The sequence below is a fragment of the Paenisporosarcina sp. P4_D4 genome, from assembly GCF_056401835.1.
Map to the genome: position 1 here is coordinate 1 of NZ_JBFUIO010000038.1, position 25,040 is coordinate 25,040.

General features: G+C 39.4%; 26 protein-coding genes. 1 reads left to right on the forward strand and 25 read right to left on the reverse strand.

What is annotated here, in order from left to right:
* Positions 1-115: 115 nt before the first annotated feature.
* Positions 116-1,258, reverse strand: a complete 1,143-nt coding sequence (locus tag AC1DSL_RS10210) for a Leu/Phe/Val dehydrogenase (protein ID WP_477532076.1) — start codon at positions 1,256-1,258, stop codon at positions 116-118.
* A 419-nt stretch (positions 1,259-1,677) separates the two neighbouring features.
* On the reverse strand, positions 1,678-2,652 hold the full coding sequence (locus tag AC1DSL_RS10215) for an NAD(P)H-dependent flavin oxidoreductase (RefSeq protein WP_477532077.1): 975 nt from the start codon (positions 2,650-2,652) through the stop codon (positions 1,678-1,680).
* An 82-nt stretch (positions 2,653-2,734) separates the two neighbouring features.
* Between AC1DSL_RS10215 and AC1DSL_RS10220 the strand changes: the two genes are divergently transcribed.
* Positions 2,735-3,262, forward strand: coding sequence for a gamma carbonic anhydrase family protein (locus AC1DSL_RS10220; RefSeq protein WP_477532078.1), 528 nt, complete (start codon positions 2,735-2,737; stop codon positions 3,260-3,262).
* A gap of 203 nt (positions 3,263-3,465) precedes the next feature.
* Here AC1DSL_RS10220 and lepB read toward each other — a convergent pair whose 3' ends face one another.
* From lepB to AC1DSL_RS10335, 23 genes are all read right to left on the reverse strand, one after another.
* The gene (lepB, locus tag AC1DSL_RS10225) at positions 3,466-4,116 is read right to left on the reverse strand and encodes a signal peptidase I (RefSeq protein WP_477532079.1); all 651 of its coding nucleotides are present in this window, start codon (positions 4,114-4,116) and stop codon (positions 3,466-3,468) included.
* Between the two features lie 174 nt (positions 4,117-4,290).
* A complete protein-coding gene (locus AC1DSL_RS10230) occupies positions 4,291-5,193 on the reverse strand; it encodes a YitT family protein (protein WP_477532080.1) in 903 nt (300 codons plus the stop codon).
* Positions 5,194-5,564: 371 nt separating this feature from the next.
* Positions 5,565-6,023 (reverse strand): GNAT family N-acetyltransferase, encoded by a 459-nt coding sequence (locus tag AC1DSL_RS10235; RefSeq protein WP_477532081.1) that lies wholly within the window; start codon positions 6,021-6,023, stop codon positions 5,565-5,567.
* Positions 6,024-6,126: 103 nt separating this feature from the next.
* Positions 6,127-6,405 (reverse strand): hypothetical protein, encoded by a 279-nt coding sequence (locus tag AC1DSL_RS10240; protein WP_477532082.1) that lies wholly within the window; start codon positions 6,403-6,405, stop codon positions 6,127-6,129.
* A 271-nt stretch (positions 6,406-6,676) separates the two neighbouring features.
* Positions 6,677-7,537, reverse strand: coding sequence for a phenylacetic acid degradation operon negative regulatory protein PaaX (gene paaX, locus AC1DSL_RS10245; RefSeq protein WP_477532097.1), 861 nt, complete (start codon positions 7,535-7,537; stop codon positions 6,677-6,679).
* Positions 7,538-7,642: 105 nt separating this feature from the next.
* Entirely contained in the window at positions 7,643-8,419 is a 777-nt protein-coding gene (locus AC1DSL_RS10250; protein WP_477532083.1) for an enoyl-CoA hydratase-related protein, read from the reverse strand.
* Between the two features lie 183 nt (positions 8,420-8,602).
* Positions 8,603-9,808, reverse strand: coding sequence for an acetyl-CoA C-acyltransferase (locus AC1DSL_RS10255; protein WP_477532084.1), 1,206 nt, complete (start codon positions 9,806-9,808; stop codon positions 8,603-8,605).
* On the reverse strand, positions 9,805-10,677 hold the full coding sequence (locus tag AC1DSL_RS10260) for a 3-hydroxyacyl-CoA dehydrogenase (RefSeq protein WP_477532085.1): 873 nt from the start codon (positions 10,675-10,677) through the stop codon (positions 9,805-9,807). The genes AC1DSL_RS10255 and AC1DSL_RS10260 overlap by 4 nt, the downstream gene beginning before the upstream one ends.
* A gap of 75 nt (positions 10,678-10,752) precedes the next feature.
* A complete protein-coding gene (locus AC1DSL_RS10265; RefSeq protein ID WP_477532086.1) occupies positions 10,753-12,270 on the reverse strand; it encodes an aldehyde dehydrogenase family protein in 1,518 nt (505 codons plus the stop codon).
* Positions 12,271-12,283: 13 nt separating this feature from the next.
* Positions 12,284-13,057, reverse strand: coding sequence for an enoyl-CoA hydratase-related protein (locus tag AC1DSL_RS10270; protein WP_477532087.1), 774 nt, complete (start codon positions 13,055-13,057; stop codon positions 12,284-12,286).
* Between the two features lie 12 nt (positions 13,058-13,069).
* A complete protein-coding gene (locus AC1DSL_RS10275; protein ID WP_477532088.1) occupies positions 13,070-13,846 on the reverse strand; it encodes an enoyl-CoA hydratase/isomerase family protein in 777 nt (258 codons plus the stop codon).
* Positions 13,846-14,148, reverse strand: coding sequence for an EthD family reductase (locus tag AC1DSL_RS10280; RefSeq protein WP_477532089.1), 303 nt, complete (start codon positions 14,146-14,148; stop codon positions 13,846-13,848). The genes AC1DSL_RS10275 and AC1DSL_RS10280 overlap by 1 nt, the downstream gene beginning before the upstream one ends.
* Positions 14,149-14,163: 15 nt before the next feature.
* Positions 14,164-14,664, reverse strand: coding sequence for a 1,2-phenylacetyl-CoA epoxidase subunit PaaD (paaD, locus tag AC1DSL_RS10285; protein ID WP_342541630.1), 501 nt, complete (start codon positions 14,662-14,664; stop codon positions 14,164-14,166).
* Between the two features lie 24 nt (positions 14,665-14,688).
* On the reverse strand, positions 14,689-15,501 hold the full coding sequence (paaC, locus tag AC1DSL_RS10290) for a 1,2-phenylacetyl-CoA epoxidase subunit PaaC (RefSeq protein WP_477532090.1): 813 nt from the start codon (positions 15,499-15,501) through the stop codon (positions 14,689-14,691).
* Positions 15,498-15,845 carry a 1,2-phenylacetyl-CoA epoxidase subunit PaaB gene (gene paaB / locus AC1DSL_RS10295; protein ID WP_342541632.1) on the reverse strand — a complete coding sequence of 116 codons (348 nt, stop codon included), beginning with the start codon at positions 15,843-15,845 and terminating at the stop codon, positions 15,498-15,500. The genes paaC and paaB overlap by 4 nt, the downstream gene beginning before the upstream one ends.
* Before the next feature lie 18 nt (positions 15,846-15,863).
* Complete coding sequence (gene paaA, locus AC1DSL_RS10300; RefSeq protein WP_477532091.1) at positions 15,864-16,817, reverse strand: 1,2-phenylacetyl-CoA epoxidase subunit PaaA; 954 nt, start codon at positions 16,815-16,817, stop codon at positions 15,864-15,866.
* A 111-nt stretch (positions 16,818-16,928) separates the two neighbouring features.
* On the reverse strand, positions 16,929-17,954 hold the full coding sequence (locus AC1DSL_RS10305) for an NAD(P)/FAD-dependent oxidoreductase (protein ID WP_477532092.1): 1,026 nt from the start codon (positions 17,952-17,954) through the stop codon (positions 16,929-16,931).
* 355 nt (positions 17,955-18,309) lie between these two features.
* On the reverse strand, positions 18,310-20,010 hold the full coding sequence (locus tag AC1DSL_RS10310) for a M3 family oligoendopeptidase (RefSeq protein ID WP_477532093.1): 1,701 nt from the start codon (positions 20,008-20,010) through the stop codon (positions 18,310-18,312).
* Between the two features lie 136 nt (positions 20,011-20,146).
* Positions 20,147-20,707, reverse strand: a complete 561-nt coding sequence (locus AC1DSL_RS10315; protein WP_016427288.1) for an SLOG family protein — start codon at positions 20,705-20,707, stop codon at positions 20,147-20,149.
* A 132-nt stretch (positions 20,708-20,839) separates the two neighbouring features.
* The gene (locus AC1DSL_RS10320) at positions 20,840-22,240 is read right to left on the reverse strand and encodes a hypothetical protein (RefSeq protein ID WP_477532094.1); all 1,401 of its coding nucleotides are present in this window, start codon (positions 22,238-22,240) and stop codon (positions 20,840-20,842) included.
* Positions 22,241-22,402: 162 nt separating this feature from the next.
* Positions 22,403-23,245, reverse strand: a complete 843-nt coding sequence (locus AC1DSL_RS10325) for an aldo/keto reductase (protein ID WP_477532095.1) — start codon at positions 23,243-23,245, stop codon at positions 22,403-22,405.
* Between the two features lie 302 nt (positions 23,246-23,547).
* On the reverse strand, positions 23,548-23,964 hold the full coding sequence (locus AC1DSL_RS10330; protein ID WP_196930496.1) for a sporulation protein: 417 nt from the start codon (positions 23,962-23,964) through the stop codon (positions 23,548-23,550).
* A gap of 69 nt (positions 23,965-24,033) precedes the next feature.
* Positions 24,034-25,040, reverse strand: a 1,007-nt coding sequence (locus AC1DSL_RS10335) for an AI-2E family transporter (protein WP_477532096.1), incomplete at its 5' end; no start/stop codon positions are given.

Below are 25,040 nucleotides of genomic sequence, written 5' to 3' on the forward strand. Positions count from 1 at the left end.
GTTTATGTACATGTTATGAACGAATTCGTAGATTAATAGAAAAAAGTTTATACTCCAGCAAGATTTTCAAATAAACAAAACCTAAATGTAAACGCTTACAAGGAGATGTTAAAAATCATTTGTGGAAAGCCCACTTTGGTTTCATGGCTGTAGTGAAAAAGCCATTTCTATTCCTTTTGTTTTCAATTCTCTTGTCACACATCATATTTGCAGCTTCCATCGTCGAAATCCCATTTTTTATAGCCATCTCGTATACTTCTAAAATGGCATCATAGATATGCCTTGTCTTAGCAAGGACTCTTGAGTGATTAATGCCATACAATTCATCAGCCACCTGAATCAGTCCGCCTGAATTGATAATATAATCTGGTGCGTACAGAATGCCCTTTTGCTGAAGTCTTCTGCCATGCGTTTCATTTAGCAATTGATTGTTAGCAGATCCTGCTATTGCTTTCACCTGGAACTGATCAATTGTCTGATCGTTAATGATTCCTCCAAGTGCACAAGGGACAAATACATCCGCTTCCTGTGAATAGATATCTTCACTTCCAACAACCTTCACTGTTCCCGGTGTAGTTGAGGCTAATTCTTCTATTATTCTCAGACTTTCATGACTAATATCGGTAACATAGAGATGAGCCCCTTCTTTAAGTAAACCGATGGCAACTTTAGATCCTACTTTTCCTAAACCTTGAATGGCGTATGTTCTTCCTCCCAAGTCTGGCTTGCCAAAAAGTGATTGATTCGTTGCTTTTATGCCGTAAAGAACACCCGCTGCCGTAGGAACAGAGGAATCGCCCCCACCTCCATATGCCACTGGTAGACCTACAATGTAATGTGTCTCTTTTGAAGCGTGTATGAAATCTTCCATGGTCGTACCCATATCCGTCCCAGTATAAAATCTGCCACCTAATGAATTAATAAATTGACCGAATGCCCGAAACAACTCAGGTGATTTATCTGATTTCGGATCCCCGATAATAACGGCTTTTCCTCCACCAAAATCCACACCTGCAGCCGCACATTTATAGCTCATTCCTTTGGATAAWCTGAGGGCATCTTCGAGTGCCTCTTCGACGCTTCGATATGGATGCATCCGGCATCCCCCTAAAGCGGGTCCTACCGTTGTGTTATGGATGGCAATAATCGCACGGAGACCGGTTGATGGATCATTACAAAAAACTACTTGTTCATGCTCTACCATCCTTTCAAAGAGTTCAAATTCGCCCGACAATGGAATGCTTTTTGCAGTTTCCATCCATCAATCCCCCTCTTAAGCCAAAGATGTAAACATTCACTTTACTTTACATAATAAAATTATCGACTTTTATATTCATTTATTTCTTTAATCCATTGTATGATGCATTTCATCGTATAACACTATTTCAACGTAATATTATCAAAATGTAATATTATAGTCAATACAATAATCGGAAAACTCTATATTTTTGGAATTAATAGATACTTACTTTTGACAAGTCATCTTTTGCATTTTCAATTCGTTCAACAAGTGCTTATTGTATGTAGTTTTATAATGTTAAAGGAACAATTAGATAAAGAAAGAGCCCTTCCTTTGTTTAGCGACTTGGAAGGGCTTTTGATTTACGGTATACCACTCATGATTCATCTGGACCTGTGAGAAATACTAGAACAAATAACAAATACGATGTGTTCCCATTATTCATATTTTCTATTAAGCATTTGATTCAATTCTTTTGAAGTTCGGTTGATTTGATGGTTTGCTTCATCCAACATGCACTCTACCAATTCCTTGACACTCGGGATATGGTCAATCAAACCAGCTATCTGACCGCTATTGATAAAACCGTTTTCCAAATCGCCATCCATTGCACCTTTGACGTGATGCTTTTCGGTAGTCATTTCACCGTATTGTGCTAAGGTCATGCCTTGTTGTTCATGTTCGTCCAGTTTTTGTGAATAAGGTGTCTTCAAGATTCTTCTCAGTCTTCCTACACTGCGTCCTACAATAATTGTTGCTGTATCACTCGCATTCACTAAACTGTTCTTATAGTTGTCGTGGAATGGTGCTTCTTTGGTGGCAATCAATCGTGTTCCAATTTGAACACCGCTCGCCCCCAGCATCAGTGCAGCCGCGAGTCCTTTACCGTCTCCGATACCACCAGCTGCAATAACGGGGAGTTGGACATTTTTCACAATCTGAGGAATGAGTGTGAATGTCGTCAATTCAAGATTGGAATTGATACCCGCAGCTTCAAATCCTTCCGCCACTAGAAGATCGGCACCTGCCGCTTCCGCTTTTTGTGCATGTTTAACGGAAGCAACAAGAACAATCACTTTCACACCATGCTCATGTAAAGTCTGAATAAAAGGAACTGGGTTTCCAGCTGATAAAGAAACAATCGGAATGCCATGTTTAATAACGAGCTCAATTAATTCTTTTGTATATGGAGAGACATTAATGGCGATGTTGATCGCGAAGTTTCGTTTCGTCTGTTGTTTCGTTTGAAGGATAATTTGTTCCACTTCGTCAGGTGTCATCGTTCCACACCCGATCGTTCCTAATCCACCAGCTTCGGACACAGCAGAAGTTAACGGGGCATTGCTTATATTCCCCATCCCCCCCTGTATAATTGGGTAGTCAATTTGCAACATCTCACAAACATATTTCATTTTCCATTCACCTCTACTAGAATATGTTATAGTAATTGTAGTTGAAAGACAATTGCGTGAATTTGAATTGGGGGTAATAGTGTTGATTATTTCATTTAAAGGAAATACACCTAAACTAGCTTCAACGGTATTCGTTGCACCTGGAGCTAAAATTATCGGAGAAGTAATGGTAGGGGAAGAATCGACTATTTGGTTCAACGCCGTTTTACGTGGAGATGAAGGACTTATTTCGATTGGAAAAAGATGCAGTATTCAGGACAATTCTACGATTCATTTGTATGAAGATGCACCTGTTATAGTTGAAGACGAAGTAACAGTTGGCCATAATGTCATCTTACACGGCTGTAAAATTGGAAAACGTTCGATCATCGGCATGGGTTCCACCATACTGGATCATGCTGAAATCGGGGAAGAATGCATCATCGGTGCCAATACATTAATTCCTCCCGGCAAAAAATTTCCACCGCGTTCATTAGTTGTGGGATCGCCAGGAAAAGTAGTTAGGGAACTAAGCGATAAAGACTTTGAAATTATCCAGCTTTCCATTGATACGTATGTTCAAAAAGGATACGACTACCGAGAAATTCTTCAAAGCAAAGAAACTGAATAAGTAAAAACTGGGCTGCCAACAGGTAACTGATTCCGCTTCACATTAAAAATGATCAGCTATCTGCACCGTATTTTTCTAACGGGTTCTATTGAGAGGTGTATCATCTCAATAGAACCCTGTTTTCTTCATCTAATTATCCCCATTTAATTAGACAGTAAAGTTTCAATACTTTTTCTTCAAAAATACATTTTGTATTCCACATATCACATCTTGTAACCTAAAACCTTTCCTTTCACATTTTCAATCGGCAAGACTCCAAAATCTTTACTATCGGTACTTCTCCACCAGTTATCTCCCAAGACAAATACAGTGTTCGCTTCAACTTTTACAGGCTCCATAGTAGTTGCAAAGTATTCTTTCCAAGATTCATCGTCACTTCTATTAGCAGGGGCGGATTCTTTGAAAAATTCTTCTGCATTCTGACCTCTACTCATCGCTTTAGAATAAAAAGTATCTAGTTTCTTGCCATCAATAAATACTTGACCGTTCTTAATCTCTACGGTTTCGCCCTCTAGCCCAACTACTCTTGAAATGTAATACTCAGGCATATTGAAGTCCGGATTGCTTTCTATAGTGAAGTCGGGTGATTTGAAGTAAATAACATCTCCGCGTTTAATTTCCTTGTCATCAGGATCAACGACTAAACGGGGATGAGCCAATGTTTCATAATCGTGGTCACCTCTATCCATATTGTCGTAATCCCATTCCAATAATAATGAATTTTCAAGAGGTTCTACCAATTCGACTTCTGGTTTTGTGCCTTTGTCTGTAATCGTTTGCATTTCATTCGAAGTAACCTCTGGTGAACACGCAGTCAATAATACTGCCAAACCAATCAGTAAATACTTTTTCAACTCAGCCATCTCCTTCATTTATATTATACCAAAAATATCCATTCAATAATTAAAATTAAAGAATATTCTGTGAACGATAAACATAAAAAAACGCTGAAATTTAATCAGCGTCTGTCTTAACGTTTATATATAATATCTTCCCAAGAATATACTTTGTCAGTGATTCAAAGAAGATTAATGAATATCTTTCTTTTTGAACCTACCGCCACTAACTTCCACCACTTCATATATCGTTACAAATGCATTGACGTCAATTTCCTGTATGATTTCTTTCATTTTACTTTCTTCCAAGCGGTTAATTACACAAGTGATTTCTTTAAATTGCTCATTTGAGTAGCCGCCTTCAACAATGCTATATGTGGCTCCACGGCCTAAGCGGTCACGAATTGTCTCTACCATGATTTCGGGTTGATTCGTAATAATTTTAAAGGTTTTAGAACCACTTAAACCTTCTTCAACAATGTGAATAACTTTAGAAGCAATAAAGTAAGCGATTGCCGATAAGATAGCCCCTTGAAAACCGAAAACTAACGAAACAACAATAAAGACAAAGACGTTTAAAAATAAGATAAGATCGCTTGTTCCAAAAGGTAATTTTCTGGATAGTAATACGGCTAACATATCAATTCCATCTAAGGCGCCACCATTTCGTAATGCTAAACCCATACCGAAACCTATTATAATCCCGCCGACAACGGTTACTAACAAAGTATCGCCATGAATGATGGTTGATACTCCGTGCATAAGGATCGTGCCAACTGCTAAGGATGCTATCCCGATTACTGAGTAAATAGCAAAACGCTTACCGATTTGCTTATAACCTAAAAATACGAACGGGAGATTCAGTATTGCAATAAGTGCTCCTAAAGGCAAATCGAATAATTCTGACCCAACAATACTTAGGCCAGTCACACCACCATCTGAGACGTTGTTCGGGATTAATACCGCTTCTAGTCCATATGCAGTAATAAAGCCCCCAATAATGACCAATAATGCTCKCAAAATAATTTTAAGATTATTGTTTTTTTGCTTTGCGATTGTTTTCTTTTTAATTTTCTCGTTTAATGTCTCTTTCATCAAATTTCCCCTTACTTAAATTACACGGATTGATAACATATTTTTTTACCTTGTTTTAGTTATTTTAACATACCAATAAAGTAATGAACCGTATTTTCACCTTAATAACACCTGATTCAAGCATTCAATCATCCATTATTATCGTCATCATTTAGATTATTATTTTCATGGGAGTTATATAAGGATGAGTCCCTCCGAACTTTAAAACAATTGTGTTTTCGTATTAAATTCCTCGTAATTATGTTTAAATTCTTCTTCAGTTACAGCATCGACATTTTATGCTCGGTCCTCCGAAACGACAAGGTATCCACCTAGCATTATTTAKGTGAGAACTGTACGACGACCATAAGCCCCCCTAAAAGGGGAACCGATTACAGCATTTTTTTAGATATCCATTCATATTGAATATCAGGTAAATTTTCTTCATTTTCATGTCCTCTGCCGATGATTTCAAATCCATGTTTTTCATAAAATCGTTGTGCATTCTCATTTACTTCAAATGTGTATAATGTTAATCTCCCACTTGATTGTGCTTTTACTTTATCTAGTAATGAATGACCTATACCAATTCCTTGGTAATCTATATGAATATATAATTGGCTTATTTCCATTTCATTATAGACAATCATTCCAACTACTTTTTCATCAATTAACGCTAAATCTATTTGAAACTGTTCAGGTAATATATGATTTAAAAAATATACGTGATTTTCAAAGCTGTGAATTTCTTTCTGACCAATAGCCTGTTCCTTACTATCTCGCCACATATCCACTGTTTGTTCAGCATATTTGGCGTTGTACTGAATAATTATCAATTTATGATGGTTCATTACAAAATCTCCTTCAGTTTTGTTAACTGCTCTATATGTTGTTTTATGTTAGTAAGTTGGATTAGAAAAAGAGCTGACTATGCAGCTCACTGATTTAAATTGATTATTTAACGAGTGGAGATATCTGTTTTTCCCATTCGGTAGGCCCTTCGTTAGTTTCAATAAATTTTCTCCAATATTCTCCACTTTGTTTATCAAAAATAATAATATTGCTGTCGTTTGGTGAAATTAATTCATATCTATTTTGCTCTTCATCCTTAGTTGTTCCATTGGTTGAAGTATCTCTTATTGCTCCTGAAATTTGAAATGATGAATAAAGAATGGAAATGCTTAAAACTACAATTGCCCCTGTTAAAGCTAATCTCGTCGTTTTCTCGTTCAATATGTAACCCCCATTAATTGTTAAACTTTAKTAACCTAATTTTGGTTTTACATGAACATTCTACATAGTTGATTAGTTATCCTGTTTTTTATATTCTTCAACTAATCAAGCTCCACACAATGGCTATTATTTCGTTTTCATATAAATAAAAAATGACCAACAAATCAATTTATAATTTGTTGGTGATCTTTATTACATATTTATTGTTTGAGATGAATGGTTTCATTGGTCAGCGATGTTTCTAATTTGTTAATTAAAAATTCCTTTTGACTCACTCACTCATTAAAGGATGGTCATCCGCATCATATGATTTGTCTTTCCACCGCATATCATTGTCTTCTTGGAATACCTCTTCGAAGAATTGACTTGCTGATTGAGCAAGCAACTTATAGTATTGTTCGAACAACAGTGCCGCATGATGACCATTCCATATTTCCGGAAGCAACTCTTTTGGAAGTCCAGGATCTGCGAAGAGAAATTTTCGGTATTCATGAACAAGCTTCGTGCGTTCCACAAAACATTCGGCATCCGACATCTGGCCTTTGCTCATCATGCTTTGATGTACGATGAACTGTTTGCTGTAGGTCGAAATGAATTCCTGATATTTCATTTCTATCTCTTGAAGGGGCCAGCTTTTTTCGACAAGTGATCGATCTGCTTGCGGTCCTTTATATGAGGACACGAAGAAATCTGCATAATCTTGAATCTCATACTTTTCAATTAGAAGACTCACTTCTTTTTCAAGATTGTTCGGTGAAATCCAGCAACCGTTTGAAAAGCTGCCAAACCCGCTCCATAACAGTTCTTTACGAAGTTCATCGCGAATCTGTCTCTTTTCTTCAGGAATCGTATACATCAGCATAYGCCATTTTCCATCCCACTCGTCTGGTGTTAATTTGAATATGCGGACTGCCGCTTCTTCCATTCGGGCTTCACCACGTGGGGTCAAGAAATAATAACTCTTATTGCCTTTTTTTTCAGACTCAATCCATCCTTGCTTCATCATTCTGGAAACCGCTACGCGCACGGATTGTTCATTATGTCCAAATTCTTTTAAAAGGCGAATTAAACTACCAATCCATATTTTGTTTCCGTAATGCCGGATGTAATCACCATAAATTGTAAAAATCATGGATTGTGTGTTTGCCAATTCATTTCACTCTTTCTTTTTTGCTATTCAACATATATCAAGATTTATTCCATTTTTCATTATATCGTTATATTACAAAAATGAACATTAAATCCCAGTGAATATTGGACGACGTTTTTCACTAAATGCGTTTAATGCTTCGATACGATCAGTAGTCGGAATCACCAACTCATAAGCTTTCGACTCAATAGCTAATCCTGTCTGCAAGTCTGTATTCATTCCAGTTGAAATAGCGTACTTTGCCTGTTTAATCGCAACAGGACCATTTTTCATCATATTTAAAGCAAACTGCTCGCAAGTTTCTAGCAACTGTTTTTTCTCTACGACTTTTAATACGATGCCAAGTTCGACACCTTCCTCAGCTGTGAACTTTCTAGCCGTGAAAATCAGTTCTTTTGCTTTCATTTCTCCTACTAGTCTTGGAAGTCGTTGAGTACCCCCTGCACCTGGGATGATGGCCCAGCTTGTTTCAGTTAATCCCATCTGAACATCTTGTGCTGCAATTGAAAAATCACAGGCAATCATCAATTCAAACCCCCCACCAAAAGCATAGCCATTTACGGCAGCAATCGTGGGCTGAGGAAGATTTGCGATGCTATTAAATACATCTCTAATAGCTCTCACATTTCTTCGAACTTCGGTTTCAGTCAGCGTCTTGCGTTCTTTTAAATCTGCTCCGGCACTGAATGCTTTATCCCCAGCTCCAGTGAAAATAACAACACGTACATCTGGATCAAGAGAGATTGAATCTGTCACCGATTGCAGTTCCTGAAGCGTTTCGAAATTAAAGCAGTTCAAAGCTTGTTCTCTATTAATGGTCACATACCCGATATGGTTTTCTTTTCTATATAGAACAGTTGACATACTGCTCCTCCCTCCAAATAATAAGTGCAGCAGTTTTAAATCATTCAAGTCTTGCTTTATTCAATCTCGGAAGTCGTTACAGAACTATTAGCATTATAAGTAAATGCTTGTGAATACCCAGTTTTCCCTGTGAAATGTTGACATTTTTATAACTGAGGGGCAGCCTTGTTTGGACATTTGAACTTATTCCGATATATTCTCGATAATTGCTGCGATTCCCTGACCGACTCCGATACACATCGTAGCCAGGCCATATTGAACGTTCTCTCTTTTCATTTCATATAAAAGTGTGGTTAATATTCTTGCGCCACTGGCACCAAGAGGGTGACCAAATGCAATCGCACCACCATTAACATTCACTTTTTTATCGTCCAGCTCTAATTGCTTTATACACTCAAGCGATTGTGAGGCAAAGGCTTCATTTAATTCAACCAATCCAATATCATTTGCAGTCAGACCGGTTCGTTCCAATACTTTTCTCGTCGCATAAATAGGACCTAGCCCCATCACATTTGGTTCGAGGCCAGCTGTAGCACCGGCCACGTATTTCGCCAGAGGTGTTAAGTTCAATTCTTTCGCTTTTTCTGCACTCATCAGCAACAAAGCAGACGCACCGTCATTGACCCCTGAAGCGTTCCCTGCCGTAACCGTACCATCTTTAAAAATCGGTTTCAGTTGACTGAGTTTCTCAAAAGTAGTATCCGGACGAGGATGCTCATCCTTATTCACCATTACGTTATTTCCTTTTCGGTCCACATAAACAACCGGAACAATTTCATCAGCAAAACGGTTTTCTTCCAATGCTTTTTTAGCTCGTTGCTGGCTTTCAAAAGCAAATTGATCCTGACTCGCTCGTGTAATTTTGAACCGCTGCGCTACATTTTCCGCAGTCTCGGGCATCGAGTCCGTTCCGTACATCTCTTTTAACTTACTATTGGTAAAGCGCCAACCAATTGTTGTATCCTGCAATTCCATATTGCCTCTGGGGAATGCTTGAGTTGGTTTTGCTATGACTAATGGTGCGCGCGTCATGCTTTCAGTTCCACCAGCGATGTAAACATCTCCATCTCCCACTGCAATGGCTCTCGCAGCATACATAACAGCATCAAGACCTGAACCGCACAGACGATTTATCGTGGTGCCTGCCACTTCAACCGGAAGTCCTGCTAATAATGCAGACATACGTGCAACATTGCGGTTATCTTCTCCTGCCTGATTGGCATTCCCTAAAACAACTTCTTCAATTTGTGAAGTTACCAGACTTGGATTACGCTCAATCAATGCCTTGATCACGACTGCTCCCAAGTCATCAGGTCGCACATCTTTTAATGCACCGTTATATCTTCCAATAGGTGTTCTTACTGCGTCTACGATGACCACTTCTCTCATTTCTTGACCCACTCTTCTTCTATTGTATAGTCGTATACACCCTTGCCGGTTTTTCGTCCGAGACGACCCGCTTTGACATATTGTTCAAGGAGCGGTGCCGGGCGGTATTTCTCCCCGAGCTTTGCATGTAAATAGTTTAAGTTGTTTAGGCGAGTGTCGAGTCCTACCAAATCTACAAGTTCGAATGGACCCATTGGATAATTTAAGCCGAGCTTAATTGCTTTATCAATTTCTTCAGGTGTRCCAAGTCCTTCCTGAAGCATGTAGAAGGCTTCGTTACCAACAAGGGCACTGATCCTACTAGTAACAAATCCCGGGAATTCATTGATAACAACCGTTTCTTTGCCCATCTTTTCTGCAACTTCTTTGATTGTTTTGGCAGTTTCATCACTCGTTTCCAAGCCACGGACAATTTCAACAAGCGGCATTTTATGTACAGGATTGAAAAAATGCATCGCTATCGTTTTATCAGGTCGTTTTGCAAATGAAGCAATTTCTGTCGGACTCATCGTTGACGTATTCGTCGCGAAATAACAATGAGCAGGTGCGTGTTCTTCCATTGTTTCAAACACTCGTTTTTTTATAGCTATCTCTTCAGGAACCGMTTCAATAATCAAATCCGCTTCTCGTGCAGCTTCGGGTAAGTCAGGTTGAAAACTTAAGTTCCGCAATGCATTTGAAGCATGATCAGAAGTTATTTTTCCAAGCGCTATCCCTTTTTCAAACATCCGTTCAATTTCCTTTTTTGCATTTTCCAATGCATGTTCATGTATGTCGACTACAGTTACGTCAAAACCACCAACTGCGCCAACATAAGCAATTCCTCTGCCCATCAAACCTGAACCGACGACAACAATACGATTAATCACGAGATATTCCTCCTTTTGAGGTGAAAGAATACGGACAGGGGGTTGGATAACTCCCTGTCCGTCATTTAAAAGATTTTATAGACCGAACGGATTTAAAGGACGGCTACCATAGTACGATAAAATACTTTTCGTTTCTGTATAAAGGTCCAATGTTTCTATGCATAGTTCGCGCCCAAATCCGGATTGTTTATAGCCACCAAAAGGCGTTCCAGGGAAGGCAGAGAACGGACAGTTGACCATAACGATTCCAGCTTGAATCTGATTGGCAACGCGAGTAGCACGTGCTCCATCTTTAGACCAGACAGCCGAACCTAATCCGAACTCAGTATCGTTTGCTAGGCGGATCGCTTCTTTTTCATCTTTGAATTTCATCACAACGACAACTGGTCCGAAGATTTCATCTGTTACAGCCTTCATGTCGTGGTTAACGTTTGCGATGATTGTCGGCTCATACCAGAAACCATTTTCATAGCCTACTGGTTTCGCGATATTTCCTCCGACAAGGATTTCCGCTCCTTCTTTTTTAGCGGATTGGACATAGCCATCAATTGTTTCAAGTTGTGCTTGATCAATAATTGCTCCCACGTGTGTACCTTTATCAAACGGATTGCCCATCTGTAATTTCTTCGCTTTTTCTACAAACTTGTTCATGAATTCATCGTAAATGTCTTCATGGACGTATAAACGAGAACGTGCCTCACATGATTGGCCCGAATTATAGAATATGCCAAATAATGAACCATCAACCGCAGCATCAATATCTGCATCTTCAAATACTAGACTTGGAGATTTACCGCCAAGCTCTAATGTCACGCGTTTTAACGTTTCAGAAGCTTTACCCATAATGTCTTTCCCGATTGGTGTAGAACCTGTAAACGCAACTTTATTTACTCGTGGATGCCCCACTAAGAAGTTTCCGACTTCCGCTCCCGAACCTGGAATCACGTTCACTACACCTGCAGGAACCCCTGCTTCGAGACAGATTTCTCCAAGGATTATTGCAGTAAGTGGAGTAAGAGATGCCGGTTTGACAATTACTGAACATCCTACAGCTATTGCAGGTGCGATTTTCCATGCTGCCATCATTAACGGATAGTTCCAGGGAATGATTTGAGCGCAAACTCCAACGGGCTCTTTCTCCGTATAGTTGTGGAATTGACCCGGTACGTTATTTACTGTTCCGCGATGCCCAACGATTGCGCCTGCGTAAAACTCAAAATCTTCGATGGCTTGAGACACTTGCCCTTGTGCTGCATGAAGCGATTTACCAGTATCAAGCATTTCCAATTCCACCAGCTCATTGAAACGAGAGCGCATGATTCCTGCAATTTTATTCAATACCTGCGCACGGCGGCCAATCGGATAGAGCTTCCACTTTCCATGGTCAAAAGAATTACGTGCCGCTTCAACTGCTTTTTCAGCGTCTTCTTTAGAAGCTTTTGCCACTTCCGCAATCAATTCACCAGTAGCCGGATTGAAAGTTTTAATCGTATCACCATTGCTACTGTTCACTTTTTCACCATTAATAATTAAATGATAAAAATCACGTTTCATTGATTCTTGCTCAAGTTGATTTTCTTTGATCGTTGCCATGTCATTACTCCCCCTATTGTCCTGAAAAGACAGGTTTTCGTTTTTCCATAAATGCATTGACACCTTCACGGTGATCTTTTGTAAGTCCTGCTATCCGTTGCCCTTGAGCTTCATGTTCAAGGTAATCTTCAAACGAAAGTTCTGGAACCGCTTTCAAATACCGTTTAATCAATCCGACTGCTTTCGTCGGTAAAGAGGCAATGCGTTTTGCAAAAGCAGTTACATCTTCTTCCCAACTTTCCGCTGAGATAAGTTGTGTTGCCAGTCCCATATTAAATGCATCTTCTGCTTTCACTTTTTCACCCAATATTGAAAGTTCTATAGCCTTCGCTTCACCCACCAGGCGTGTTAAATAATAGAGATTCCCTGAATCGGGAATGAGACCAACATGGATAAACGCATTAATAAAACTTGCGCGCTCTGAGACAAGCCTGAAATCACAAGCAAGTGCTAAACTGAATCCAGCTCCCGCCGCAACTCCATTTACAGCTGCGATAAGTGGTTTTTCACACTGCCTGATTTGCTTCATCATCGGCCCATAATGGTCACGCAAGACTTGACCGTGATCCATACTTTCATCGACTTCCGATAAATCCTGTCCAGAACAAAATGCCCGTCCTTCGCCTGAAATGACAATGCAGCGAACTTGTTCATCGTTAGATGCAGTTTTGATTGCGTCTTTTACTTCACGGTTCATTTGAGCGACAAATGCGTTCAAACTGTCCGGTCTATTTAAATAGAGCCATGCAATACCGTCCTTGACGTCGTAACGGATCGTCTCAATCATCCAACACACTCCTTATTTCCCTTTATAATCGGGTTTTCTCTTTTCAACAAACGCATTCATGCCTTCTTTTTGGTCCTGAGTTGAGAACAGCAGATAGAAGTTTTTCCGTTCATACTGCATGCCTTCAAATAAGGAAGAATCAACTGCCTTGTTTACAGAATCTTTGATAAGACGTAAGGAAAGAGGCGGTTGCTTGGCAAGTTTGTTTGCGAACTTCATACACTCTTCCATTAGAAGTTCTGGTGCTACGATTTTATTAATGACTCCATATTTTAAAGCTTCATTCGCTGAAATACGCTCGCCCGTCCATAGCCACTCCAAAGCTTTTGTCCGTCCGGCAAGTTTCGTCAAGCGCTGTGTTCCACCTGCTCCGGGCATGACACCAAGACCTACTTCAGGGAATGAAAACTCTGTCCCACTGGCTGTAATTAGAACGTCACAACATAGTGCAAGCTCGAATCCTCCGCCGAAAACAAATCCTTTTACAGCACCAATAATCGGCTTCTTAATGAGGGCCAACCGATCCCAATCGGCAAATTGATTCAGCAGTTCCAAACTGATTGAATCATCATTCGTCATTTCGTCGATGTCCGCTCCTGCCGAAAAAGCTCGGCCCTTACCAGCCAACACCATCACGCGCACCTGGTCATCTCGATCAAAACCTTCCATCGCATCGACCAGTTCCCTTACCATTTTCCGGTTCAGGGAATTCAACTGACGTGGACGATTCAGTTCGATTAACGCCACGTTTCCTTCAATGGAAGTTTCAATGAATTCAAACGCGTTCATTACGCATCTTCACCAATCATCAAGGATACTAGATTCCCAGCAAACCCCATTAGGTCTTTACCGGAAGCTTTACCTTCAGCAGAACGCATACCTTGTTGCATTGATTCCACATCATCGTAAATCATCTCGCACATAAGGTAATATTTGCTTTCTCCACCCATTGGAGAACCAGTGAATTTGGTCACTTTCATTTCGCGCAGACCAGGAATTTTTGCTGTCAGCGGACCATGGACATTGAAGTAATGATCATCGAAAGCCTCTTTGTTTTCAGGATGTTTGTATAATGCGATTAATTTAGCCATTATTTTCTCCTCACTTTACATGTTGGTAGAGACCGGTTTCATGGCCTCAAATACGTTTTTGCAACTCTTGCAATATAGAATACTTCGACATGCGGTTGGTCCAAAGATATTGTCCATGGTCACGTAGGTGGACCCGCAATAGGCGCAATCAACATGCCAACTTCCATCTTCTTTAAAATGACGCGGAGGTGGTGCAATTCCAAACGCCCTTAAATTCTTATGCCCTTTTTCTGTGATACGATCTGATGTCCATGGTGGATGTAATGCGAATTCCACTTCAACTTCACCGACATCTAGTAATTCTTTTATAGCACTTATGGTATTTTTCTTGATAATTTCTAGTGCGGGACAACCTAAAAAGGTTGGCAGAAGAACAACTTTCACATGATTTCCATCCGTTGTAACTTCACCGATCATGCCGAGATCAAAGATGCTGACCGTGTCTATTTCTGGATCTTTCACGTTCAGCAGAGCTTCATAAATCCGCTCAACCGACACTTCTGTAAATGCAGTCATGTTGCCTCCTCCTTTCCCGATCTTTTACCAGACGGCGGCTGTATCGAGCTTGTAAACTTCTGAAAGAGTTGTTAGAGCCTCCTCCAGATCTTTTGTGTGTTGTCCATTTCGTCCGTTTTTAATTGGATGATCAGGAATTTTCAACATTTGCATGTGCACCGCTAGCATCATTGGTTCGATGCTTATTTGCCATTTTTGTTTCAATTTTTCCTCACTGCCGATAAGCCCACTAGATTCGATTGCTTGTTTTTGATCGCCGTAAGAGAAAACATCTCCGAAATCATCCATCACACGGGAGATTGCATCATTCATTTTCTTTTTTGCTACATCTGTAGAATTCATCAATTGCTTGAACCACGTATCCCAGTGCAGGCGGTGATAATAAAGTTCCATTCTCACTTTTACAGCTACTTCCGCAAGAGGTTGGTAGGAGCTTTCGCATAAAGAGTCGATTTTCACTTTTTTCGCTTGTGTATATAAATAACTTCGTGCAACCGCATATGCCCAATCATAATGGGGAGTTTCCAAATAATATCCTTGCCCGTTCACGCGTTCTGTTAAAATACTGTTTTTTCTATCCGCTACCAGGCGAAAATGAGCCAGAGCATCAGCTTTTCCTGCACCCAGATTTTCAAGAAGTGAGTAATACATTGCAGCATGCCCCATCGTATCCTGGCTGATTGAAGAATAAGCGATGTCCGCTTCGATATGAGGAGCAAGTCCTAACCATTCCGATCCACGAAACGAGTATAAAAAGTCATCATCAGCCAACTGGAATAACAAACTTTTTACCGCTTCTGTATATTCCGGGCTCATCACTGAGTCAGCATTGTTCATTTTCTATCGCCTCCCCATGACAAGATTTCTTTTTCATCCAGCATTTCCTGTTCATATTGACGCCATTTCTTTTTCAAATAACCATACCCTTTGGTCGTGCGGTACTCTTTGTTTTCCAGCCGGTTAAGTGTCAATTTTTCTTCAGCATTCATTCGTTTAATGTGCTTACGGTTGACGATCCAAATGTCAGCAACAGGCTCACGTCGCATAAAGTTTTCCTGCGCTAAAATTAGCGCCATATCTTCATTCGGAGCCAGTAAACTGAATTGGTGCTGGAAAGCTGAGCTCGGTGTTCGTTTGCTAAAAATTTCATATTCCTGATAAAATGTTTTCTCTTCTCCCACTTCACCTGACTCCTTTCATTAACTTATATTCGCACTGAGTGCATCCCGTACCCATGAATTATATTCATAAGAATGTCGTCGTAAATTCAGTCGTGCTTCCGAACGTTGCCCTTGATTTTTAATGATTTTCTTAAATTCATTCCAATCCGGCTGCTGATAGGACCATAAATTGCTATCTTTGTCGAAATGGAAGGTCGGATCCGGTATGGTCAATCCCAGTGAAAGAATTCGTGGCATATATTTATCAAAAAAGATTTGCCTGAATTCTTCATTTGTTTTTGTCCGGATTTTATATTTAATTGTTAAATCTTGTTTGGATGAACCGGTCGTTTCCTTACTAGCTGGCCCGAAGAACATAAGAAGTGGTTCCCACCAACGATTCAGTGCCTCCTGAACCATCGCTTTTTGTTCATCTGTTCCTTCAGCTAACGCTAAGATGATGGATTCACCATGTTGAGCATGAAATACTTCTTCTGCACAGATTCGTTGCAGTGCTCTTGCGTACGGACCATATGAAGCTTTGAGCATATCTGTTTGGGTAATAATCGCGGCACCGTCAACTAGCCACCCAATAATCCCTGCATCCGCCCATGTTTTCGTTTCCATATGAAAAACATTATGAAACTTCAAATCTCCATTAAATAGATCCTGCATTAAGTCTGCACGGGTTTTGTTATATGGTGCCAGTAAGTCCTCCGTTACACGAAGCAGAAGCTGCCCATGCCCCATCTCGTCCTGTACCTTAGCCATAATACCGAGTTTCCGGTTCAAAGAAGGAGCTTTAGGTACCCATTCTTTTTCAGGTAAAGCTCCCATGATTTCGCTCATGCCGTGCATCGAAATTAGCTTTATGAGTGTCTGTCTATATTCTTCTGGCATCCAGTCATCCGCTTCAATTTTGTCACCAGCTTCAATTCGTTTCATAAAATGTGCATACTGTTTTTCTTCATTTGGGGTGTTTACATTTGTCATATTGAACCCTCCTTATCTAAAGATATGCGTAGTTGATCTTTCCCATAACGTTATATATACGTTAATTAACTACTTTGTTACATTGAATTGAATGCCTATTTTATATGTTTATTATTTTACCAATTCTGCAGTTTCAGAAATCACCTTTTCCATAACTGACGTACTATGAAGTGGCTGAACTTTTGAAGATGGATCAATATAAACTTTTGCATTGCTAATTGCTGTTGGAGCCTCTCCAAAACCTGAAGCAATCAGTTTTACTTTGCCTTCATATGTGCAAATATCTCCTGCAGCGAAAATGCCAGGAATGCCAGTTTCCATTCTTGAATTTACGACAATGCTGTTTTTCTCAAGAGTCATGCCCCAGTTCTTGATGGGACCAAGTGATGATACAAAACCATAATTGACAAGTACAGCATCTACATCAATGATAGTTGTTTCGTTGCTTTTTACTTCTTTCAATACAACCTGTGTAATGCGGTCTTCTCCACTTAACTCTGCAGGGACGAAAGGAGTCAGCACTGTTACAGAGGAGTTTTTCATCTTTTCCACAGTGTTTTCATGTGCTCGGAATTTATCGCGACGGTGAGCAATGGATACTTTCTGTGCAATTGGCTCCAGCATGAGTGCCCAGTCAACTGCAGAATCTCCCCCACCAAAAACATGTACTTTTTTCCCGGCAAATTGTTGTAAATCATTGATCAAATAATGAAGATTGCTTTCTYCAAATTTCAATGTATCTTCCAAATCCAGTTTCTTCGGATGGAATGCTCCATTACCTGCTGTTATCAATATGGTTTTTGAATAATGGATGCCTTTACTCGTTATAAGCTTAAATGTGCCATCGGCTTGTCTTTCAAGTGCCTCCACCTCTTGATTCAAACAGATCGTTTGTTCAAATTGACCCATTTGTTCTAGTAAGTTATCAACAAGTTTTTGCGCAGATATTTTTGGAAAACCGGCAACATCGTAAATATATTTTTCTGGATACAATGCAGACAATTGCCCTCCAAGTTGCGGGAGGCTTTCAATAATTTTGCAGGACATATTACGGAGTCCAGCGTAAAAGGCAGAGAATAAACCGATGGGTCCTCCCCCAATAATCGTTACGTCATACATTTCCCGATCATGAGCCATTATCATTTCCCCCTACATTATCGTTCGTTCTTTAATAGCACATTAAAAAAACATTTCACTTTATATATAACACTTTATATACGTTTTACTATAATTCTGTAATACTTACTTTAGATTAATGGCGAAAGAGTTAGATGTCAATAATAATTTCAGAAAATTCCAAATGGAATACTCCTTCATCTTTCATCGCAATTCCTAACCCCGTTCCAAGTATAGGGTTAATAATAGAAAATATTAAAATGAAGACAAAATAAAAAGCCTCGCCAAATTTGGCGAGGCATTGTCTCTTTTCTAGCTTTGTTAATCGATGTTGTTGGTTGCTTATCGTACATTTGCGCACATCATTAAACAGCCCTTAAAGTGCTTTATCGTCAATTGAATTTAACCATTGTTCAATTGGTCCGATTACGGATTCAACGCAACCATCTTCGAATGGTGAAATCAAGTTGGCTTCTTTTACAAGCCCTGTAAACGACAGGCTTCCTCCAATTTTACATAAGTGTACATAATCTGCCCAAGCTTGCTCACGGTCTTCTAACGTTCGTTTGAAGAACTGGAATGCACAGATTTGAGCCAATGTATAATCAATGTAATAGAACGGACTTTGATAAATATGGCCTTGTCGTTGCCAGAACCCACCTCTGTTTAAGTAGTCATTACCGTCATAATCACGGTGTGGCAAATATTTTTCCTCAAGCTCACTCCAAGCCTTTTTACGTTCAGCTGGCGATGCCTCCGGATTTTCATAAACAAAGTGTTGGAATTCATCCACAGCTACCCCATATGGCAAGAATTCAAGCGAACTGCTTAAATGGGAGAATTTGTATTTATCCGTATCCTCCTTAAAGAAGTTTTCCATCCAAGGCCAAGTAAGAAATTCCATACTCATAGAATGAATTTCACATGCTTCGTATGTTGGCCAATTATATTCAGGGATTTCAAAATGACGACTTGAATACACTTGGAATGCATGTCCCGCTTCATGTGTGAGAACATCGATATCTCCAGATGTGCCGTTAAAGTTAGAAAAGATGAAAGGTGCTTTGTAATCTTCGATATACGAACAGTACCCACCGCTTGCTTTCCCTTTTTTCGCGACAAGATCCATCAAGTTATTGTCTATCATGAAATCAAAGAATTCACTTGTTTCCTTCGACAATTCATCATACATTTTTTTGCCACCATCTATGATCCACTCCGGTGAACCTTTTGGTGTGGCATTTCCGGTTTTGTAATTGATTGATTCATCGTAGTATTTGAAATCATCTACTCCGATGCGTTCCTGCTGACGTTCTTTTAACTTGGATGCCAACGGAACAATGAAATCCTTGACCTGATCACGGAAGTTCATGACCATTTTCGCGTCATAATCTGTGCGAATCATACGATAATAGCCCAGTTCCACAAAGTTTTTGTATCCTAATGTACGGGCAATTTCCGTTCGAACTTTTACCAAATCATCAAAAATCCGATCGAGTTGCTGCTCGTTTTCTGCGAAAAAGCTAAAGTAGGCGTCTTTTGCCCGTTTCCTCATGTCACGGTCTGTAGATTCAGTGAATGGCTGCATCTGTGCCAAGGTACGCTCTTCATTTTCAAAATTGATTTTGGCAGACGCAATCAATTGTTGATATTCTGATGAGAGTTTATTCTCTTTTTGCATCATTGGAATGACTTCAGAAGAAAAAGATTTAATCTGTGCTTCCGCAATGGCRAATAATTGAGTGCCCCACTTTTCTTCCAACTCGTTACGGAAAGATGAGCTCACCAGTGACTTATAATATTTTGTAATTAAATCATCTACTTTTGGACTTAGTTCATCGAAGTAGTCCCGTTCCGCTTTGTAAAACTCGTCATTCGTGTCAATTGAATTTCTGATGTAGACAATGTTCATCATCGTTCCCACATGGTTTCTGATATCATTGATTTGCTTCATTACTTCACTTTGTACTTCAACAGTTTCGGCGTCATTAAACTCAGTTAATGCTTCATTAAACTGCGTTTCAATCTGTTCGAATTCAGGTCGTGTATACGCAAATTCTTCAAATTTTGTTACCATCCTAAACATCCCCTATTATTTTCAAATCGCAATCTAAGAATTTTTAATCATTTGATTACGTCTACTCATAAATAGTTTACTATTAATTCATTTATGACAACAAGAAAAATTATTTTATTTAGAATGTTAGGTATATTTATTCTGACCACTGGTTTTGTTGTTCTTCTGTCGCTACTAACTGTAAGTCGTCAGCTGTTATTGTAATGATTTGATAGTCATGACGTTCTGCATATTTCATGGCCAGTTCTTTCATAAACTTTGGTGAACCTTCATTTTCCTCATCATAAATGATCAGTAGACCGTCAGAATTTCGTATTATGAATTTATTCTTTTCGATAAATTGCCAAGGTCCTTCATAAGGTTTTTTCGTCACACTTGTTTGAAAATCAGCATTTGAACAAATCGTTTGATACATTTCTTTTTTGCTGTCATTCCAGTTCTTTTCTTGCTCAAGAAAAGGCGTAATGACTGCGTATTTTAAATGCGGGAATGATTGCTTCAAATCAATAACCAATTGCGCTGCCCACGTTTCGACCCCTAACTGCCCGCTGACAATAACCCATTCCAGTCCATCGTCAATTAGTTCAAGAAGACGATTTTCTAATGCCTTCTTTATAAAACCTACGCCTGGATGTTTATCGTCGAAAACACCAATCTCGTGCTGTTTATAACCTGTAATCACTAATCTTTTAATCATTTGAAAACCTCCGTGTCACTAACGTATCTATATAGTATTTTAGCATTTAATAGAAACAACAGTTTGGAGAACAACGTCCAGGTTATCAAAAAATAAAGACCCTCCAATTTCAGAGGGTCCGGATATCATAGATTATATTAAAAACATGGCTACGATTGTTGTAACAACCAACCCGATTGTCACTGGAAGAAGGTTTCTTCTCGCAAGTTCAAATGGATCGACACCACAGATAGCTGCCGCTGGAATAAGAGCCCATGGAACCAACGTCCCTCCACCAACCCATATGGCTGCAATTTGACCAAGAGCGGTCAAAGTAGCTGCACCGGCACCGATTGCATTAGCAAAGATAGTGGCAACAGAACCTACCAGAGAAATACCCGAGAACCCCGAGCCATCCAAGCCAGTTATTGCGCCAACAATCGTCAAAGTAACTGCTCCGACTTCTTTACTTAACGGAACGAGTGATGCAAGAGCTACACCAAGGTCGTTGACGATGCCATGTGAAGTCTTCGGCAATAGTTCACCGATTATTTTATTGAACCCTGCATCTCCCAGATAAAAGAATGCAGCAATCGGAATGACTGCACCGAACACTTTAAAACCGAATTGGAAACCTTCGATAAAGTAACTTGTAGCTTTTTCAAGCCCTTTATTTTTATGGCTGACCATTGTAATGAATAAGAGGATGAAAACAGATGTACCACCTATCAATGCGGTTGCATCGCCACCCTGTAAATCAAGAATGGACATCGCAATCACGTCAAGTGCAAACAGGACAGGGATCAGGAGTGCAAAGAAGCGCTTTTGTCCTGCGGATAGCAACGTTAATTGATGTTCAGTCGGTTCCGTTGTCGGCATGGCTGATATTCCTGTAGTTGCCGTTAACAATCCGGATTTTAAGTCTCGTTTCAAGAAATAAAACGCGGTAATGGTGGTCACGAGCCCCATCACAATAACTAGGGGAATACTTGCACTGATGACATCACCAACTGGAAGCCCCGCAGCATCCGCGGTCAGTTTTGGTGCTCCTTGAATAATGAAATCACCTGATAACGCAATTCCGTGCCCGAATAAGTTCATTGCCATAGCAACCCCAAGTGCAGGCAAGCCTACTCGAAGTGCGATTGGAAGTAATACAGCGCCCATCAAAGCTACAGCTGGAGACGGCCAGAAAAACCATGAAATGACCATCATTAAGATTCCGATTGTCCAATATGCCAATGCAGGGGTCTTAATGAGTTTCGAAAACGGTGAAATCATCACATCATTGATTCCGGTCGTTGTCAGAACTTTACTCATCGCGACAATGATTGAGATAACAAGTATCGTTGGCAATAATTCTGTAATCGCGAAAATGAAGCTGTTAAAAATACTACTGATTGAGCCACTCAATGATCCAGTGGCAGTAATGGCAATTAGAAAAATACCGACGATACTTACAATGGTTGTATCACGTCTCATCACCATAAAGCCGATGATTAAAAAGATAAAAACGACATAAATCCAATGCAACGCTGTTAATTCAACACCCATCAGATTTCTTCTCCTTTCTTGCATCCTTTTGTTTGAAGAGGGTATCCCTACTTCAAGATGTTCTATAGGATATGTGCAGCAAGAAAAGTGGTGTGAGGAATGCCCAAGAATTTAAGAGACAAAAAACACCGCTCAATTAAGTGAGCGGTGTGATAAGTACTATTAAAAATCAAAGTTATCTGGATCTGGACCTACACGATTGTTTTCATTGAGTGAAGAAATTTTCTCCATTTCTTCTGCCGAAAGCTCAAAGTCAAATATAGATGCATTTTCAACAATACGATGTTCATTGATTGATTTTGGAATGGTCACAACATCATTTTGAAGATCCCAACGCAAGATGATTTGTGCCACGGATTTTCCATGTGTCTCAGCAATTTCTTTAAGTTTCACATCATCAAGTAATTGCCCTTGCATAAGGGGTGACCAAGCTTCAAGTTGAATATTGTTTTGTTGGCAAAATGCACGCAGGTCTTCCTGAGTCAATTTAGGATGGTATTCAACTTGATTGACCATCGGAACGATTGTTGCATCTTTCATTACATCTTTTAGGTGATGAATATGGAAATTACTTACTCCAATTGCTTTTACACGGTTTTCAGTATAGATAGTTTCAAGTGCTCGCCAAGTATCTTTATACTTTCCCTCTACTGGCCAGTGAATTAAGTATAGATCTAAGTAATCCAAGCCTAATTTTTTTAGGCTTGTTTCATAAGCGTCCAAAGTAGTTTCATATCCGAAATCTGCATTCCACACTTTAGAAGTGATAAATAATTCTTCCCGTGAAATACCGGTTTCTATCATTCCCTGACGGATTCCTTCACCCACTCCTTCTTCATTTTGATACACTGCAGCAGTATCAATGCTGCGGTATCCCTTTAAGATAGCAGTCTTCACAGCTTCTATTACCTCTATTCCTTCTTCAACTTTAAAARCGCCTAATCCGAACCAAGGCATTTTGATTCCATTATGTAAAGTTGTACATGCTTGCAAGTTATTTTTCATTTTTGTTATTCCTCCAGTGTCTACATATTTTACACTTTCCMATTCTCTCTTTTTTCATTTAACACTTCAATTAATTGACCTTACCAATATAATTTCCATGAATAATAAACGCTCTTTTCCTTGAAAACACTGATTTGTTATACACTTGCATTATGCAAATTAATACAATGTAATATACTTGCATTTTACAACAATAATACAATACTTGTTAAACTCAAGTAACTTACAATGAATATGTTTGTATTCCACAGCTATTACACATAAGAAAAACCATCCCCTGTTTGTTGGGAATGGCTTACTTCTTAACCTAAATCTTTACCGTAAACAATTTCATCTTCATCCTGCACATCCACCGCATTAATGATATGTACTGATGTGCGTAAATACATTTTTGCGGTATCATCTGTTAACACCCAGCGTTCATCTGGCATCAATTCAAAAGGCACCATACGGGTTTCTTTTGATTTTACTGAGCCTACCATTTCAATGGTGTGTTTCGCCACACACTCTTCAGTTACATCAAAATCACTGTCTTCCCGATGCCCTTCTTTTCTCAACAATACTTCTAGTTTAATGAACTCAATAACTTGTTCGCTTTGACCACCATTAATATAAATTTTACCTGATAGTGATTCTCCGTGCGCAATTTCAGGTTTGTCTACAACAGTATCTACTTTCATTGAACCAATACCGATTGTAGACAAAAACTTTTTCAACATCATGTCTTCCTCCCTGTCATAGAAACCATTCCATCCATTCCAATTGATTCACTTATCTCATGTCCATTATCAATAATGATGATCAAGCTCTGTTTCATGTCGATTGTATCTACGCTTAAATAACTTATAAATATGCGTGACCAATACTTTAAGTAAAGCATACCCTGGAATCCCTAAAATTACGCCTGGAACTCCAAACAATGAACCCGCAGTCAATAAAACAAAAATAATGGTAATTGGATGTATATGTAGTGATTTACCCATAATCTGAGGAGAAATAAACTTCCCTTCTACTAATTGTACGACTGTCCACACAATAGCCAATTTAAACAGCATGAATGGGGAAGTTACGATAGCAATCACAGCTGCTGGTGCGATTGCAATAATCGGTCCTAAATAGGGCACTACACTAGTAATCATGGCTAAAACCCCTAGAAGCAAAGCATAGTCCATACCAATAATAACGAAACCGATGAACACCATAAATCCAATGCACATCGCGATCAAAATTTGTCCTTGAATATATGCACTGATTTGTTTGTCTGCATCTTTCATTACCTGACGTGTATCTTCTCTCATGCGTGGAGGCAATAAATTCAGAATATATTGCGGTAACTTTTCGCCGTCTTTCAACAAGTAAAACAAAATAAATGGCACGGTTACAATCGCCAATATTAAACCTGTCAAAGTGGAGATTACTTTCCCAATCCCACTAGCAACTCCACCCACAGCATCCTGGAGGGTATTTCCAATATCCTCAGGTAGTTGCTGCAGTATTATATTTACATCAAATTCAAGATTAGCATAGTAACTCGAAAAGATTGATGTTTTAAGAAAGGCATCAATAGATATGACAAGTTCCTTGAAGTATCCAGGGAAATCTTGAATCAAATTCGTTAACTGCGTTTTTAGGAACGGAAACACAAGTAAGATTAATAAGGTGATGAGGCCGATTAACCCTAAGAAAATAATAAGAATGCCCCAGATTTTCGGTATTTTCAACCGTATCAAAAGCCGCAGTAAAGGACGTAAAAGGTAATACCCAATGGTTGCTAAAATGACAGGCAATACGACAT